Origin of the sequence: Candidatus Pristimantibacillus lignocellulolyticus (assembly GCA_023639215.1) — a bacterium.
GTDB classification, from domain to species: Bacteria; Bacillota; Bacilli; order Paenibacillales; family Paenibacillaceae; genus Pristimantibacillus; species Pristimantibacillus lignocellulolyticus.
Genome location: CP097899.1, coordinates 4780105 through 4797300 on the forward strand (window position 1 = coordinate 4780105; position 17196 = coordinate 4797300).

Here is a 17196-nt window from a genome sequence, read left to right on the forward strand (position 1 = left end):
AAATCTATCATTTCTCTAATTGCTGCCTTCAAGCTTCAGCTATTATATAATCACCTCCCCTTTCTATTTCCATCGTCTTTCGGAACGAAGATTACACACTTTCTTAATGTTGATATGGTGTGTTTATTGTCCCACTAAGCAGATAATATCATTTTATGAAATCGATTTCAATAATAAAATACAAAAATAGTAATTTAATAAAATGATAATCCCTTGAATATATCGATTTTATCACACATTATAGTGTGTACATTATTTCCCTTAAAATGAAATCGATTTCTTATATGATTATATAAAGCAAGTGATGCTGTGAGGTGAGTGCGAAGTGTTTCAAGTTTAAGTATCCTTTAGAATCTATCTCCATCATAAAAATACCGTAATGTATCGGATCTCTACATCCATACATAACGGTATTTCCGGGGGTTAATCATATCCATGTATATATTGTACCTTTTACTACTTTAATTCCGTTCTCCTCAGCCCATTGTTCCCACTCACGTATTTGAAGTTCACTATTATGTTTAAATCTAAAATGTAGTTTCGTACTTACAAATCTTTTCCCAATTTGTTTAATACCTATACTTTGGATAAAGTATCCTTGTATTATTAATTTTTCTATCTTATTTATAGGAAGCTCCAATTTCTTCGTCTTTAAGCCATTTTCTGTAATTTCAATTTCTTTAGTAAATCCTGCATTTGAGATCAGTTGAATAATAATTACAGATAAAGATAACACAATAATAACCCAATTTAACAAATTAGAAGTAAATGATATGTTATCAAATCTTATAAAAAAAGACAGCTGTATTACCAAATGTATTGAGAAAATGATCGGTTGTCCGTAGGCAGAAATTGGCAAACTAATTTCACATTTCTTATTCAACTTTTGTCCTCATTTCACAACATTCACTAAATCTATCCCTTAATTTCTTTGCCACACTTCGAGCAGTAACTATATGAACTATCATTTATCTTGTTACCGCAATAAGGACAGAAACTAAAACTACTTGTATTACTTATTTGTTCGTTAAATTGATTATAATCTTGCCCCTGCGTATTATTGATGTACCTATTCAGCGGATCTGGTTCTTCATTAGTTTCAGTAATATCAAATAGAGACATTCTATTTTTTGCTGTTGCATTATTATAATGATAAATCGCTTGAGCAATAGAAATTCCTACAAATATTATTCCAAAAAACACAAAAAAGATCGGAGCACCCATGCTTGCCGCCGTTATGGTCCAAAAGATTCCGAATAATCCAATTGCTACACTTCCTACAGCTCCCATTGCAGAAGGACCTCGACCTGGTTTTACACTTTTACTCATTTGTATCACCTCTCCTATAATGTAGTAATAAAATATGATGAATTTGCCTTTACTAACTTATATTATGGGTCATATTTCCATTTTACTAAAGAATCGATTTATTAGATACAGAGTTTTATTCCTAATAGGACTGTTTTAATACGATTTTTACTATCAACATTGCTCCTCTCTTGATTCTTATAAAAAAACCTTCGGATTTATAACATCCGAAGGTTTTGAGAATTACTTATCTAAACTCAATAGTCTTAATATCATTACTGTCGCTTCTGCTCTTGTTGCGTTATCATTCGGTACAAATTTATTACCGCTACTACCTTGCATAATTCCTTTATCAACTGCTAGTTCTACCGATCCTTTAGCCCAGCTTGGAATGCTGCTACTATCAACAAATGGTAGTTTGGAACCGTCAGCAGCTTTCAAGTTCAAACTGCGAGCAACCATTACCGCAATTTCTGCTCTAGTTATTGGTTGGTCACCTATAAAGCTATTATCTTGATAACCTTGGATAAATCCAGCTTTTACCGCTTTAGCAACATCTGATTTTGCCCAATTCGGAATTTTGCTTGCATCAGTGAATGTAAGCTCGTCCTGCACTTCCAGCTTCAATGATCTTGATAACATTACTGCAAATTCTGTCCGTGTAATGGAACCGTTTGGTAGAAACTTCCCATTAGGATATCCATCAATCAAACCTTTGTTTGCTGCTTCAATAATCGATTTTTCAGCCCAATGACCATTAATATCGGTAAATGAGACTGGATTCACGATCGGACCTGCAATAGTAAGTGATGCCGTTTCATTCACTGCATAACTATTTGCTTGAAGTTGACTGTCTACTACTTTCATAGCGTTCCAATTCACTACGGCTATACCGCTTTCTTTCACTTTAAATGTTAATGTTACAATTAATAAATCTCCATTTTCGCCAGCACTATTTCCAACTTTCGTATGTGCAAGTGTGATTTCATTATCCTTTATCATTGGAGCTACGGAAAATCCTTTTAATTGTGATTTAGCTTCCATAAATTCTAGCTTAGTAGAATCATAAGTGAATGTAGCTTCATACGCGTACATATCTTTCAGTTTTTTTCCATTCATCGCCAACGTAACGACTTCACCTGGTTCCAGTTCTAGCTTGTCTGCCGTTAATTGAAACTGTGAGGTACTTGCTGCAAGAGCTGAACCTTGCATGAAATTAACTGTACAAATGATACCAACCAATAAAAACATTAATATTTTCCTCTTCATATATGTCCACTCCTTTTTTGATGTTTCGATTATCGTAAGTTAGGAGATGATTAATCTTTTCCTAAATTACGAGTATATACGCTTGTTAATTCATTAGGATTGCTTGCATAACGATTGTCAAATCTACGATATCAATTTTGCCAAAGCTACAAGATCCTCAATATCAATCTTATTATCATTGTTAATATCAGCAAACTTTACATCGTTCCAATCTGCATCACCAAACTTTTTACCATAATGTTTTGCAATATGTGCTAGATTCTCAATGCTTACTTTATCGTTACCATTCACATCTCCTGGAACCCCGATAGATACTGCAGACTTAAACGTTTCTAATGCCGTATTCAAAGTAGCTACCGCTTCGTTAATTTGCAATTGCGTTGCATCAGTATCTTTAGCTACATCAGCTGCACTATGAATTGCATCCTGCAAGACGGCTTTCGAACCTACCGGGTATTGACCAGCATTTGTACCTTCCAATGCTGCATCATGTGTTGATTGTGCTGTGTTAATTAGATCATTTAGAGCTGTACGATCAACTTGAACTACAGTAAATTCATGTGCACCGATATCTGGTTGTCCTGCATATAACGGCGTGCCGTAAATATCATGTGCTCCCGAGTTAGGAATAACTACTCCTGCATCAATTGCAGGTGAATCAGCTGTAAGCTTGAAGTTAGCTATATTCGTATCCCATATTTGCTGTGTCCAAGTGTCCATGACGATACTTTCTGCATCAGGACTAACAAGATTAGCAGGTCCTGTTACTAATGTTGAATATGAATTCGGGCTTCCCGGTAAGCTTGCTACGCTCGCTGGATAGAACAGATTGTTCGATACATTTGGAGCATCATAAGATGTCGTCATTTGTGAATATTTTTCAAGCTTACCTTCAACATGTACGATATTGTTTTTGAAGAACATGTTTTGAATATTGTTTTCTTTGATCAAATACAGCACCTTCATACCTTCTCCAATATAGATCGTATTGTTATAAATTGCAGTACGATCATTCATACAGAAGAATATTTCTGTGCCGTTACCATCATTTTTACTAATATTATAACGGAACACATTGCCTACCCCTGCGCTCGCCATTGTTAGCAGGAAGCCGCCTCTATTATTATGACTGTAATTATATTGATAAATATTGTTTGTTGCACTAATATCAAAATCAAACGCTTCGCCGTCATTATAGCCATGAACCCCATCATAAACTTCGTTGTTTTGAATTAATACCTTATCGGTTTGATACAACCAAAGTCCCGCATAGTTTCTAGATTTAGGGCTCATACTGTGTCTTCTAATAATATTTTTTTCTACCAACCCGCCCGAAGCCATTTCGGAAATAACAATACCATCTCCCAAAATATTTTCGATCAAGTTATTTCTAAACACGACATCGACATTTTTGATACTGCCTGTATCGCTGCCGTTTTTATATGTTTTGGTACGAAGGCCTTCAATAGCAACATCTTTAATGTGAGAATTTTCTACAAGAATATCTCGGAAACCAGATGAGACATTTGTGATATTGCCTTTTTCATCAACGGTATCCCCTCTGAAAATAATACCGCCTGATATTTTTTGAGCGTCGTCATGTGAGTTTATATCATGTACATATACATCTTTCACATGAACATGATCAACAAATCCATTACCACCAGCTACTACCATAATCCCTGCTCGCGCAGCCTCTGATACTATAGCACCTTTATTCGTTACTTCTATTCCATTAATCTCCCAATAGGATAAGTTGTATAAATGTACAGCACCTTCGGCAAATGCATTATTCGTATCTTTATTAGAAATACCGCCACCATTAATAATTGGTCTACTCGTTGACTCACCATATACATCTACAATAATTGGCGCTTCTACTGTACCTGATCCTTTAGGTCTAAATTGACCATTCCATATTCCACCACGTTTAAATAATATTTTACTGCCCGGTTGCCATTGAATTGCATTCAGTTTTTCAAGCGATTTCCATGCCGTTTGTTCACTTAATCCATCGTTATTGTCGTCACCAGCTTCACTGTCCACATAATAAACACCAGTTGCTGCACCTTGAAGACGTGTCACCGTGTACATTTTCACAACCGTATTTCCCGCTTCATCACTTGCTGTCACTTTGATCGTATTTGTTCCTAATTGCAATGGGACATCATATTGACCATTGATGTTTGGTGCAACTAAATCATCATTAACTATTACTTCTAGATCCACTTGAATCGTATCATTCACACTTTTCGCACTAATCGCTACATCTTTAATACTTTCTGTTGAATAAATCGCTTGATCCTCGATTCCCACTACTTCTAGTGTAGGAGCTGGCAAGCCTTCAACGAGTACAAGGCGTGGCGCTTCTGCTTGAGAGTTTTCTTTACTTAGGAAATAAGCACCTTTTTGATCATGTCCATTGTCAATTTTCAACACGAAATAGACGAGTCCAGATTGTTGTGCTGCTAACTTTTTGTTAATAAACTCACTGATATCTAATCTGACAAACCTATTTGGATATGCGTTAGCAGATACCCTACTGTATGCAGCATCGGCTACTTTCTCACCAATGGCAGGTGCATTACCTGAAGTTAGCGTCGTTTCATCGAACCCAGAAACCTCATAGATATTAATAACTTCCGATGTTCTTTCATTCCCCATCAGCTCTGCTAAAAATAACTCAATGCCTGCTTCCTTCACATAAGGTACATTACTAGGTAAAGCGAATGACAGATAAATATTTCTCGTTGTTCCGCCACCCACTGGCTCTTTTAATTGCATTTTTGCGCCATTAAAGTTCTTGTTTAACTCTCTAATATCTGTATAGGTATCCCCCGTTACAGGAATCACTTGTGACTTCGAATAATTAACAGTATATTGTTTTGTTTCAGATACATTACCTGCAGCATCCATTGCTGCAATCGTAATCATATTCTGTCCAGACTTCAGTCTGATTGTATTGCTTCCATTTGCAGCTGTTACGGGAACTCCATTCACCGTCAACAAAATTGCCGGATTAGCATCTACATTATCTAAAGCCTCGATCGTAAACGTTAAATCTTCCTCGATTAATTGCTGGCCATCTGTTAATCCGATAACTTTAACGGTTGGAGAAATTGTATCCACATATTCGGATTGATAAATGCTTAAATATGGTTTGTATTTACCTGATTCTTGGTGCTGAGAATAAAAACGGATTCCTCCATTGTCTGCCTTTGCCTTCGGATAAAGAGCTAAAGCAAAAGGTGATGTAGCATCTGCCTGAAGTGATTCCTTCAAATCAGTCACATCAATTTCAACCCATGTGCCGGTATTCGCATCCGTAAACGTCTGTTCACCGATTGCAACAGCGTTATCCATTAACCCAAGCGTATTATTCCATGTCCAGTTTTCTTCACTTATTGAAGGTTTTTCTGTTCTGAAAACTTGAATCGTATCTGTCTTATCGTTACCTGTATGTTCCTTTAAAAACATCGTCAGCTTAATACTTTGTACATTATTCCAGTCGATGTTCGAGCTAGCAGACATATCAAACTCCATATGTCCTCTTCTGCTAAAGCTCATATCGCCCGCCCATTTCGTTTCAATGAGTTCTTTAGCAATTGTAGTGGAGCCTGTCGTTGCCTGCTTATCAGCATGAGAACCTCCACGTACTGTCGTACCATATAACGAATTTGCTTTAATCGGGGATGATGATTGATCATCCCCTGCAATTACTGGATCGATTATCTCTGCAGCAGAAACCGATCCGCCACCTACAAAATTCAAACTTTGTGCAATCATCATTACCGCCAATAAAAGCGCTGTCATTTTAATTCGAATTCTCATCATTACTTTTCTCCTTTAAGTTTATTTCATTTGAATTTGATTGAACCATTCTTCATTGACATACATGACTTGATTACTTTTCTCTTTCTCAACCTGCTGCATAAAGTGATCATCCTGCAAAACATCTTCTATCCACAACTTTGCTTCATCAAACGTACTAACTGGCTCTTCCTCTCTATCCAAACAAACGACTATATACGTCTGTCCGCTAATTTCAGTTGGTGTGCTCGTTTGACCAATAATTAGTCCATAAGCAAGTTCCTTCAAATGTGCTTCAAGCTCGGATGAGTTTTCGTCTTTCCCTTCATCTATCCCGTATTGTTTATGTTGAATGACGTAACCATACTGGCTGAAATACTTCTTCTTAAGATCATCTATCTTTACTCCGCTATGAATCTCATCAATAAGATTCGAAATCACTTCATCCATATTCTCAAAATCTAGTACTTCCAAAGTAATGACAAGAGCTTCAACTTGATCAGGTAATTTGAAACGAACTGCTTTGTTCAACTCATAATACTGAAGCAGTTCAGTTTCTGGTATGGAAACCGCTTTCACTTTAAAAGAGTTTTTCGCATCCACTACCAATTTACTGTGATACACCATATATTGTTGGATCCCATCCAACGATTCCACACCAAACTGATTATCCTCCTTATCCATTTGCTTTTTAATATGGTCATACGAAACACTTCTAATCAGACCATGTTGGACTGCTAGCTGCTGTTCAGCCTTTACTTGTACTAGCTTGCTTAACGCTTTTTCTCTTGCAAATTGTATCGGATTTTCACCTTCGAAATCGGTATTCCAAAAATGCTCATTGTACTCTGCACCATATGTTTGTGAAAAATAGTCCGCTGTAATTGCTTTTTCGTCTTGAAGAAACATTCTGAATTCTTCTTCCGGTATCTCTATACCGTTAATGGACAACAATACAGAACTGCGGCTCGTAGTTGCACTTTCGATCGAAGCCCCGCCTAGCCAAATGCCGATCATAAGGATTACTAGCACAGGTAGCCCGAGCAAGGCTAGACGTTTCCAACTTCGTCTACCTTTTTTTACTTTCATCGAGTTTAAATCCCCCCTCTTTACACGTCGAATTTTCATAACTGCATACATTGCGACTAGCTAATCAATACTACCTTTTATATGATCCTACTCATATTAGCAATCTGAATTATCGCTAACAGTATATTATTTTTACTTTTTACTAACAAATTCGACTTCTTTACATAGACGCACAAAAAAAACTCTGGATTATACTGCATCCAGAGTTTTTCCTTGCTACGTTCTATTTCTTCGACCATAAATAAGTATTCATTTACTTCCATGCAGTATATTCGCTAGGCTTTATCCCCATCTCTCTTTTAAACAGTTTAATAAAATAACTTTTATTGGCGTAACCCAAATAATCTGAAATTTCTTCAACCGGCTTATTAGATTGTTGTAGTAATTCCTTCGCCTTCTGTAGCTTCACCTTGTTGACATACTCAATAAAGTTTTGGTTTGTCTCACGTTTAAACAATCGGCTAAAATAGCTTGAGTTTAAATTCAAATAATTAGCCATATCTTCCAATGTAATCTTCTCTGTCACATGTTGAATAACAAATTGCTGAGCTTTTATAACTTCCGTCCTCGTAGAACTGACTACTAACATGCTTAATTGTTTCGTTACATTGCTTAAATAATCGACAATCCAATCTCTTAAATGATCTAATGATTCAATAGAGTTCACTACATCATACAACTTATCTCTTGTTGAATCTTGTTGAACTTGAAGGGTAATCTTCGTTTTCATCTGTAGATCTAAAAGCAATTGCAACACCATTTCTTTCACATCGCTAGGATGAAACTTTTTGTTTCTTACTTCTTTGGTCCATTCAGTAATCTGAGTACACAGCGCATCCGGTTGATTAAGTGCAATACTATTATTAATCGCAGAAAATAACTGTGAATATTCCGCATATATATCTTCCTTGGAAAACACAGTTACTTCAAATCGATGAATCCTTGATTCATTTAAGTAAAAACATTGCTCCGTATTTTTCAACATTGGTCTCAACACATTTTGAATTTCTTTCGGATTAAGAGATCCCTGACCTTGAAAACAAGAGACTGATATTTTCAAATACTGCTGAATCGCTGAAATACATTGCTGCATCGCATAGTAAATGGTTTGTTGCTCCTTCGCTGGATCATCACAGCAAAAAAGAATCACTAGCTGTCTGTAACTATACTGAAAAATGGTACATTGACTAGACTCCAAAATATCTTGCAAAACGTTTTCAACGGCAAAAGAAATGGTGTAATCGTTCATTTTACGTGAATTAGCAAGCGTTGACATGCGGTCGATTGACACGACCATTGGTATGTAATATTTTGCCTGCATAGAGATACCTATTTGACGTGCTTGTTCAATCCAGGCCACTTTCGTCCAATTCGATTGATATAAAGTGTCCTTCAGAAACTTTTCCTTTAATGCCGATTGATTCATAGACTCTTTTTGTTTATACATGATCATTTCTGCTGAACGCTTTTTCTCAGAATTTATTTCTAGCACTACTGTTCTCAAAATCTCTTGCAGCTGATCCACATCTAAACTTTCTTTTAAAATATATTCTCCAACATTTAGTTTCATCGCTCGTTGCGCGTACTCGAACTCATTATGACAAGACAATATAATAGCTTTAAAGTTAGGATTGACGGTTGTAAATTTCTCCAACATTTCTAATCCATTCATTTTGGGCATTCCAATATCGGTAATAATAATATCTGGATTTTTCAACCCTGCAGCCTCCCAAGCTTCAAGACCGTTCGAATAACAACCAATAAGCTCAACAGCTAGTTCTCCCCATTGAAGAGACTTTGAAAGATATCTTACTACCGGATAATCATCATCTACTAGAATTGCTGTTAGCACAAAGATCACTTCACCTTCTATTTTGATGGGAATTCCATAATAATTTCCGTGCCTACATCGGGCTCACTTTGAATATCGAAATGAAAAAGTTTACCATGAATTAATTGTAGCCGCTGAACGACGTTGCTGACACCGATCCCCGAGAAACCTTTAATCTTATCAACCTCTGTAATATCCTGTTCTTCTTCAATGTTTAATCGAACCTTTTTCAACTTATCTAGCTTCTCTTTCGACATCCCTTTTCCATTGTCCCGAACTGATATTTTCAAAAATGCGGTCTCATCCTTGTATGTACGATTTGCTTCGATAACAATTTTTCCATCAAATTGTTCAAACCCATGAATAATAGCGTTTTCAATTAAAGGTTGTATCATAAATCGTGGAACTAATAACTTGCCGCATTCATTATCAAAAGCATTTTCCAGTACAACTTGATTGGCATGTCTAAAATTCATCAATTTCACATAATGATTAACCGTGTTCACTTCTTCTTGAAGAGAGATGAATTCGTTATCACGATTAATTGTCATCCGCAACAAAGATGAGAGCGAGCTAATTAATTGTGCATTTTCTTTATCGCCTTTTTCGAGAATATTGAGGCGTATCGAATTCAACAAATTAAACATGAAATGCGGATTAATTTGTGATTGGAGCATTTCAAGCTCAGCTTTGCGCTTCTTCGCCTGTTCACTTTCTATTTGTTCAAACATCGACTGGATACGATCTAGCATTTGATCAATCGTCCGAGCTAAACGACCAACTTCATTAGGGCCTCTAATTCCGTTCCGAGCATTAAGCTGCCCCTCTCCAATGGTAGTGACAAAGTTGCTTAAGTTTCTAATTGGTTTAGTTAATGCAGAAATAAGAATAATTAATACGACAAAAAATAAAGTAAAAAATAATGCTTGAACGATAAAACTAATAAATAAAACCTGATTATTCTTTGCAATGGCTGCTGAATAAGGAATTAGGCTAACGACTCGCCAATCATTACTTTCCAACCACTGCTCTACATAAATATACTTTTTCTGCCCAATTTCTATCGTTCGTGGATTCCCGTCCTCCGACCACCAAGACATCTTCTTGCCTATTTCCGTCGAATCAGCATGAGAAATCACTGTTCCTTCATTATCTATTAACATCATAGTTTGATTATCATCATTTACTAGACGAGAGCGAATCATTCGTTCATTCACATTCACAATCACGGAACCAATTGAATTATTAAGCGCTCGCTTAATCGGGCGACCAATTGTAATCCAATGAGCTGAATTTTTATTATAATTAAAGTTTTCTCCCTGCCAGTAAGAAGAAAAAACAGGCATATTATTCAAAAGAGGAAACCATTCTTTTTCGTAAAATATGTTGGGATTAAATTCACTATACGAGTAATTTGTATAAATATAGCCATTCTTTCCTAGGATGGTTACATAAAAATCATCCTTTGGAGCAAAGAGATCATCCAACGTACCGGATAACCGACTATAGCTGAGATTATAATCTTGTTTTTTTTCACTCGTTGTTAATTCATCCCGATTAACTAAGAGCATTTGACGAATCTCACTACTCATCAGTACGAAATTCGATAATTCTAATGTCTGTTCAAAAACACCATTAATTTCGGTTGTCGTCACCTTCAGCGTATTTTCTGCGCTAGATATTGCCCTCTCTAATATAATGTCTCTCGTAAAATAATTCGTAAAAAAATATATTATGATGAGCGGAATTAGAATACATAGTAAAGCCGACCATACCAATTTCATACGCAAAGAATATTTTTGAATAAACACAGATGTAGTCTCCTTACATAAATTGAAATTGGGACAGGAAAATTTACAATTTCCTGTCCCAACTTATTATACATAACCTTCATCCGAAATCTACATCAACATTTTCTTGCTTAGTTATTTTTAACAATATCTGCAATTTTTTTGTCAATGTTCGCGATCGTTGTATCCACATCTTGTTTGCCTAGAATATACAATTCCGCCTCAGGGATAACTGTATTTTTCGCTTCATCAGCATACTTCGCAGGAACTGGAGCGACACCTGGATTAGTGTTTTCCATTGTATATTTCAATGATTCTACATCGATCTTGGATGGGTCTTTAGCTCCAGCCACGATTGTATCAACAAGTTTGTTTGTATCTGAATTTGCCCAACCAGAGAATACACGTCCTCCGATTTCCAAACCTTTAGTTGTATACCATCTAACGAAAGTATAAGCTGCTTCTTTGTTTTCTGACTTAGCTGCTACCCCCATAAAAGTCGGTTGTACTGGAGAATAGTGCTTGCTTTCACCTTCAGCTTTTGGAATTGGCGCAAATGCAGTTACAAACGAAGCAGGAATAGCGTCTGTACCGCCAGATTCAGCAACCATCCAGTCGCCGATTGGCAACATTGCAGTAAGACCATTGAAATATTGATTACGATAAGCTAGCTTCTGAGAAATAATATCTTCATACATGTTTGCACTTTTATCTTCATACATCATTCTATTCATCATTTCCAAGTTTGCTTTAAATAATGGATCTGACGCATTTGATGTTCCATCTGCTTTAAGGAATGTATTATCTGTAGACTTACTCATTAATTGTAATTGGAAATAATCTGGCCAGTTATGCAAATATGCACCATAACGCTTAGTAGCACCTTCACCTTGCGTTAATTGCTTCGCATAATCTTCGAACTCTTTCCAAGTCCAGTCAGTTGGCACCGGCAATCCAGCTTCATCCAACATATCTTTGTTCAAAAGAACAAACCAACGTTGCATAGATGATGGAAGTGCATAAATCTCATCATTTACTTTTGTATCAACAAGATATTCTTCCTCATACTTATAACCTTCTTTGTCAATGAAGCTTGTCAATGGCTCAAGTAACCCAATATCCGCACGCTGAGCATAGTTTGTATAAGGTAGCTCGATAATGTCTAGCTGATCCTTAGATGCTGCCATCAAGTCTAGCTTTTGCATAGCTGCAACAGAATCGCCTTTTTCATTAAGTAAATCAAGTTCTACTTTAATGCCAGGGTGTTCTTTTTCAAATTCTGGAATAATGACATCCCACTTCGCTTTGTCATTAGGTTGCCAAGTGCTTAACTTAAGAACTACTTGCTCCGCTTCTGATTTACCATTAGCATCTGCTGGTTTATTAGTAGCGTTCGGTGCATTGTTTCCATTACCTCCGCATGCCGCTAAAGACATTGCCAACGTCAAACTTATTAATACTGTTGAAAATTTTCTCTTTTTCATCTAAAACCCTCCTAATTAATAATCAATACTAATTGTAAATGCTTACAATATTATGCTAACATACTGTTTTTTCACCTAAAGTACTCAAATTTTACTGAAAAGAAACTATTTTGACTTTCTTTAACCTTTTACACCACCGGCAGAAATACCCGCAATAACTTGTTTTTGTCCAATTGCAAAAATGATAAGTAACGGTAGAATAGCAGAAACTGCTCCTGCCATCATAAGCGAGTAAACATCACCATATTGGTCACCGAACAAACGTATTCCTAGTTGAATCGTAAATAATTCTTTTGTTTTAATGAAAATAAGTGGATATTGATAATCGTTCCATGTCCATATAAAACGTAGAATAGCATATGTCGCTACAGCTGGACGAATTAGTGGGAACGCAATTTGGAAAAATGTACGGAGATGTCCTGCACCGTCCATACGAGCCGATTCAAGGTACTCATTGTTAACACCCATGAAAAACTGTCTTAACATAAATGCACCGATAATACTAAAACTATTAATTAAGATCAAACCAACATGAGTATCAATTAAATTTAACCAATTAAACAATAAAAACTGAGGAACTAGTGAAGCTTGCGGCGGTACCATGTACAAAGCAAGTACAACTACAAACATCGCATCTCTACCTGGGAAACGTAACTTAGAAAAACCATATGCAGCTAATGCACATACAAATACATTAATCAAAGTCGTTGCTAGTGTTATATAGATAGAGTTCACATAGTACTGTACGAAATCGCCAGTCCATACTTCTTTGTAATTTTCAATTGCATTCCAATTTTGAGGAATCCATTGTATCGGAAAAGTAAATACATCTGCCTCTGTCTTAAATGAAGTTGAAAGCATCCATAGAAATGGAAGTAAAAACACGATACCTAGCAATGCCATTGCCAGAGTCCAACCAATTTTTGGTATATTTATATTTTTCATTATCTATTCCTCCGAGCCCAAGCTTAGTAGTTAACCCATTTCTTTTGTGCCAGCATTTGCAAACCTGTAATAATAAGACAAATCACGAACAGAATAAGTGCCATACTTGATGCATATCCCGTTTTCAGCTGATTGAATGCAGTGTCGTACAATTCATATACGATAACCGTTGTTGAATTGGCAGGTCCACCTTGTGTCAACACTTGAATTAAGTCGAAAATCTTGAACGTTCCGATGATACCTGTTACTAGTAAGAAAAATGTCGTTGGTGAAATACAAGGTACTGTAATGTTAATGAATTTTTTCCATACATTTGCACCATCAATATCGGCAGCTTCATATAGATCTTTCGGAATTCCTTGCAAACCAGCTATAAAAATAATGATATTATAACCAAGTAAAATCCAAACTTGGATCATCATTAATGATGGTAAGGCAAAGTCAATATCAGCAAGCCATTTCGGTGGATTATCAATCCCGATCGAGATCAAAAAGTTATTAACGGGTCCAAGTGATGGATGGAAAAGAACCTGCCACACCATAGCTACCGCTACAACACTTGAAATATACGGCAAAAAGTAAATAACTTTGAAAGTATCTTTAAGATATACGTACTTATCAAGTAAAATAGCTATTAACAATGCAAGCCCGATCGTAATCGGCACCGTAATAATAAATATTAGATTGTTAAGTAAACTTTTCATAAATACATCGTCATTAAATAATCTTATAAAGTTATCAAAGCCTGCAAATTCAATTGCTCCAACCCCTGCCACGAAGTTCCAATTCGTAAAGCTTAGTAATAATGAAGCGACAACTGGTATTAAAGTTAAAATAACCAATCCGATCATTAAAGGAGCAACAAATAAGTATCCTGCAATTTTTTCTCTTGTCCCCATACTTAAGCGGGCCCGTTGTTCATTCTGTTTCATCTTTCTCCTCCTCAGTATCCTTTTCAATACTATTATTGTAAGAAAGATAGCGACTGCTATTAAGAACTAGAATTGTTCAATTTGAAACTTTTTTTACTTTTAACCGACAATCTTGGGATGAATTCACTATGAATATTAGTAAAATAGAAGGATGCACTAGTGTAACGAAAAAGAACTGATAGAAGAATTGACTACTTTACTGTAGTCAATTCTTCTATCAGTTCTTTTTTTCTTTGGCTTTGCCAAAGGGTTGATTTGGCTTAAATCTACTTGCAACTTGTAAGCTAATTAACATATTAGTTGAAATAACTAATTTATAAGAAAAGTAATAGATATGTTGCTCAAAATGGAAATATTCACATAATTAGTAACTTGACTTTCATAGAACAAAAAAGACGAATTAGATTTTTTATAAACATAGTTCGTCTTTTTGAAATTAATATTATTATGATTAATGCTTCTATATACTTATGCGTTTAAAATCTTCAAGATATTCTGTGGCAAAGTATTAGCTTGTGCTATCATAGCTTGCCCCGCTTCTGATAATATCTGAGACTTTGTTAAATGTGTCATTTCTAAAGCCATATCAGTATCCGTTATGCGAGAATGTGCAGCAGATAGATTTTCAGCACTTGTGAGTACGTTATTTAGAGTGTGTTCTAAACGATTTTGATATGCTCCCATTCTTGATCGTTCCGAAGATAATAGATTTATTGCGTTATTAATACTGACTAATGCTGTTTTTGAAGTGTTATTAGAAATTAAATTAGCATCACTTATCCCTAGAACTGAAACTCTTACATCTGGAACAACAATCTCAAGATAATTTTCTGCTTCTACACCTTTTTGAATCGCAATGCCTTGCGAGACCATTGCATCTTTTGTTCCCTTATATATATTTCCAAACATTCCAACTGCTATGTATTCTTTTCCATTAAATACAATTGCTTGTGTTTGAGATCCACTTCCAATTTTAGAAACTTCCCAATTTACTGCATCAGTTGAACTTAAAACAGTTGATCCCGCTACCATATGATAATTCTCGCCATCATAAAGCAAATTGTTTGGAGCAAACCCCGCTATTGGTATCTGTTGCTTCACCCAATTCTGTCCATCGTCAGACGTTAAAACAGTTCCACTTCCTACTGCAACGTATTGATTATTAGCCCATACTACCTGTCTCAAATCATCTGACACACCAGATGTTTGTTCTGACCAAGTAATTGCGTCTGAGGATTTTAAAATAACCCCATTTTTTCCTACTGCTATATATTCACTCCCGTTTGAAGCAACATCCATGAGCATTTCGCTAGTATTAGAATTTTGTGCTACCCAAGAGTTCGCCACATTAGGATTAGTAGTAGTAGCAATTGCTCCATTCTCTCCTACAGCAATATATTTTCCTCCCACATAATCTGCTATAAATAACCTATCAAAATGCGGTGGAAAAGAATAACTATACCCCGAACGATTTACGCCATCTGTAGTTGTATAAATTTTTCCACCTTCAGTTATTAAAAATTGACTTCCGTCCCACTTAACACTATGTAAATTTACTGATGTTACGGGTGAATGTGGTTCGAACCAAGTTGTGCCATCATATGAGGCTAACGTATTGCCTGCAAACCCAACAGCTAAATACTGTGTTCCACTCCATGCTATATTATAAAAGTGTTTATCAGAACCTGAATTAACTTTTTCCCAATTAATTGTATCTGTAGCAGTTAGCTGTCTGTTCCCATTCAAAACATTTATCCCGTTAAAATTCGTATTCTCTGCTATACTATTTATTTCACGCTTTAACTGTTGGAACTCTAAATCAATCTTTGCTCGATCCGAATCAGAATATGTCCCGCTAGCAGACTGATTTGCTAATACGTTCATTCTTTGCAACATCGCATGAATTTCCTGCGTCGCACCTTCAGCAGTTTGAATTAAAGAAATACCATCCTGTATATTTCTAGATGCTTGATTAAATCCATTAATTTGATACCTCATATTTTCGGAAATAGCAAGACCTGCTGCATCATCGGCTGCTCGATTAATCCGATATCCGGTAGAAAGCTTTTCCATTGCTTTTGCTCTTTGATCACTATTGATTTTTGAGTTTCTATGCGCGTTGATAGAATTAAGGTTAGTGCTAATATACATATAAGTTACCTCTTATGGAATATTGTTACAGATTATCACTATTATAGGCATATAATTATTATTATTCAATCCTTTTAATTAATTTAGACTACAAATTAAAAATCTTATCGATTGCGGCTCCTATTTCTTGGACTAACTGCAACAAAGCATAATATAATTCTGTAAATCAGTTAAATCTCCCTATAATGAGCAGATTAATAATTACGAATTCGGTTAAAGCGATAAAGTGTGTTTGGATTTCAGTTGTCTACACGGATACGTGTTTATCGTCAGATACGATTGTTACGTTGATGTTAGACATTAGCGCACACCACCGCCTGCTAGATCTTTGTTTAACTTATCCAATATCAAATCCGCATTTATTATGTTACATCTTCGATACTCTTAGATTTCGTTTGCCACATTTGACGAAGCGGTAACTTTCGTATGTTAACCTTCATAAAGCGTTTCCTCCCTCGGATACAATCTTAGTTTCCATACAGTCATCTGACTGAACGTTGTCGTCCCTTATTAATGATACTAGGGCGTCACTTACGCTCCTTGCAAACTTCACATATTTCATAATCAATTTTGAAAATGTGACGTCT

10 protein-coding genes and 2 pseudogenes are annotated in these 17196 nt (G+C 35.9%); all 12 read right to left on the reverse strand.

The genetic code is table 11. The features are described 5' to 3' along the window. Nucleotides 1-427 precede the first annotated feature (427 nt). The 12 genes and pseudogenes from NAG76_20795 to NAG76_20850 all read right to left on the reverse strand — a co-directional run bounded on the left by NAG76_20795 (nucleotide 428) and on the right by NAG76_20850 (nucleotide 16609). On the reverse strand, nucleotides 428-883 hold the full coding sequence (locus NAG76_20795) for a hypothetical protein (protein ID URN94232.1): 456 nt from the start codon (nucleotides 881-883) through the stop codon (nucleotides 428-430). Between the two features lie 32 nt (nucleotides 884-915). Next, nucleotides 916-1329 carry a zinc ribbon domain-containing protein gene (locus tag NAG76_20800; GenBank protein URN94233.1) on the reverse strand — a complete coding sequence of 138 codons (414 nt, stop codon included), beginning with the start codon at nucleotides 1327-1329 and terminating at the stop codon, nucleotides 916-918. A gap of 222 nt (nucleotides 1330-1551) precedes the next feature. Continuing rightward, entirely contained in the window at nucleotides 1552-2577 is a 1026-nt protein-coding gene (locus NAG76_20805; protein URN94234.1) for an S-layer homology domain-containing protein, read from the reverse strand. 123 nt (nucleotides 2578-2700) lie between these two features. After that, entirely contained in the window at nucleotides 2701-6411 is a 3711-nt protein-coding gene (locus tag NAG76_20810; protein ID URN94235.1) for a DNRLRE domain-containing protein, read from the reverse strand. Nucleotides 6412-6429: 18 nt separating this feature from the next. After that, nucleotides 6430-7476 (reverse strand): hypothetical protein, encoded by a 1047-nt coding sequence (locus NAG76_20815; protein URN94236.1) that lies wholly within the window; start codon nucleotides 7474-7476, stop codon nucleotides 6430-6432. A gap of 253 nt (nucleotides 7477-7729) precedes the next feature. Then, the gene (locus NAG76_20820; GenBank protein URN94237.1) at nucleotides 7730-9328 is read right to left on the reverse strand and encodes a response regulator; all 1599 of its coding nucleotides are present in this window, start codon (nucleotides 9326-9328) and stop codon (nucleotides 7730-7732) included. 17 nt (nucleotides 9329-9345) lie between these two features. Further along, a complete protein-coding gene (locus tag NAG76_20825) occupies nucleotides 9346-11118 on the reverse strand; it encodes a histidine kinase (protein URN94238.1) in 1773 nt (590 codons plus the stop codon). 110 nt (nucleotides 11119-11228) lie between these two features. Beyond that, the gene (locus NAG76_20830; protein URN94239.1) at nucleotides 11229-12581 is read right to left on the reverse strand and encodes an extracellular solute-binding protein; all 1353 of its coding nucleotides are present in this window, start codon (nucleotides 12579-12581) and stop codon (nucleotides 11229-11231) included. 120 nt (nucleotides 12582-12701) lie between these two features. Further along, nucleotides 12702-13526: a carbohydrate ABC transporter permease gene (locus NAG76_20835; protein ID URN94240.1), complete on the reverse strand. Its 825-nt coding sequence runs from the start codon at nucleotides 13524-13526 to the stop codon at nucleotides 12702-12704. A 23-nt stretch (nucleotides 13527-13549) separates the two neighbouring features. Then, nucleotides 13550-14458: a sugar ABC transporter permease gene (locus NAG76_20840; protein URN94241.1), complete on the reverse strand. Its 909-nt coding sequence runs from the start codon at nucleotides 14456-14458 to the stop codon at nucleotides 13550-13552. Between the two features lie 468 nt (nucleotides 14459-14926). Next, nucleotides 14927-15184: pseudogene (locus NAG76_20845) on the reverse strand (hypothetical protein). A gap of 1068 nt (nucleotides 15185-16252) precedes the next feature. Continuing rightward, nucleotides 16253-16609, reverse strand: a pseudogene (locus tag NAG76_20850) (flagellin FliC). Nucleotides 16610-17196 lie beyond the last annotated feature (587 nt).